Origin of the sequence: Candidatus Hakubella thermalkaliphila, from assembly GCF_013281975.1 — a bacterium.
GTDB classification, from domain to species: Bacteria; Actinomycetota; Humimicrobiia; order Hakubellales; family Hakubellaceae; genus Hakubella; species Hakubella thermalkaliphila.
In genome coordinates this window covers 1-1,217 of the sequence record NZ_BLRZ01000269.1, presented here as the reverse complement: position 1 = coordinate 1,217, position 1,217 = coordinate 1, and the positions used below count along the sequence as shown (strand labels likewise).

At 58.4% G+C, this 1,217-nt stretch carries 1 protein-coding gene; it reads left to right on the top strand.

Going from position 1 to position 1,217, the window contains the following annotated elements; translation table 11 throughout:
- Positions 1 to 11 precede the first annotated feature (11 nt).
- Positions 12 to 1,217: an elongation factor Tu gene (gene tuf, locus HW443_RS11455; protein WP_176231059.1), complete on the top strand. Its 1,206-nt coding sequence runs from the start codon at positions 12 to 14 to the stop codon at positions 1,215 to 1,217.

The following is a 1,217-nucleotide window of genomic DNA, read 5'->3' as shown; positions in this document are numbered from 1 at the left end:
AGGAGGAACCCATGGCCAAACAGAAATTTCAGAGAATCAAACCCCACATGAACATCGGCACCATTGGTCACATCGACCACGGCAAGACCACTCTCACCGCCGCCATCACTAAATGTCTGAAGGGCGCTGGAGAGGATGTGGAGGAGCGCACCTTTGAGTCTATTGACAATGCTCCGGAGGAGAGGGAGAGGGGCATCACCATTGCCATTGCCCATGTGGAGTACCAGACCAAAAACCGCCACTACGCCCATGTGGATTGCCCGGGCCATGCTGACTACATCAAGAACATGATCACCGGAGCAGCCCAGATGGATGGGGCCATCCTGGTGGTCAGTGCCGCCGATGGTCCCATGCCCCAGACCCGGGAGCACATCCTGTTGGCCCGCCAGGTGGGGGTGCCCTACATGGTGGTCTTCCTAAACAAGGCCGACATGGTAGATGACCCGGAGCTTCTGGAGCTGGTGGAGATGGAGGTGCGGGACCTGCTCACTGAGTATGAGTTCCCCGGAGAGGAGGTACCCATTATCCCCGGCTCGGCCCTTAAGGCCCTGGAGTGTGGCTGTGGCAAGGAGAGCTGTGCGGCCTGTGGCCCCATCTTTAAGCTCCTGGAGGCGGTAGACTCCTACATCCCGGAGCCCTTAAGGGATATTGACAAGCCCTACCTGATGCCCCTGGAGGACGTCTTCTCCATCACCGGAAGAGGCACCGTAGTCACCGGCAGAGTGGAGCGGGGTACGATCAAGGTAGGCGATCAAGTAGAGATCGTGGGCATGAAAAGGGAGATTAAAAAGACCGTGGTCACGGGAGTAGAGATGTTCCGCAAGATCTTAGACTACGCCCAGGCTGGAGATAACGTGGGAGTGCTGCTCAGAGGCATCACCAAGACCGAGGTGGAGCGGGGTATGGTTCTGGCAGCTCCGGGCTCCATTACTCCCCACACCCGCTTCCGCGGCCAGGTCTACGTATTGTCCAAAGAGGAGGGGGGAAGGCACACCCCCTTCTTCAACGGCTACCGTCCCCAGTTCTACTTCCGCACCACCGATGTCACGGGAGTGGTCAAGCTGCCGGAGACTGTAGAGATGGTCATGCCCGGGGACAACACCGAGATGGAGGTCCAGCTCATCACCCCCATCGCCCTGGAGGAAGGCCTGCGCTTTGCCATCCGGGAGGGTGGCCATACCGTGGGAGCAGGTAATGTGATTAAGATATTGGAATAG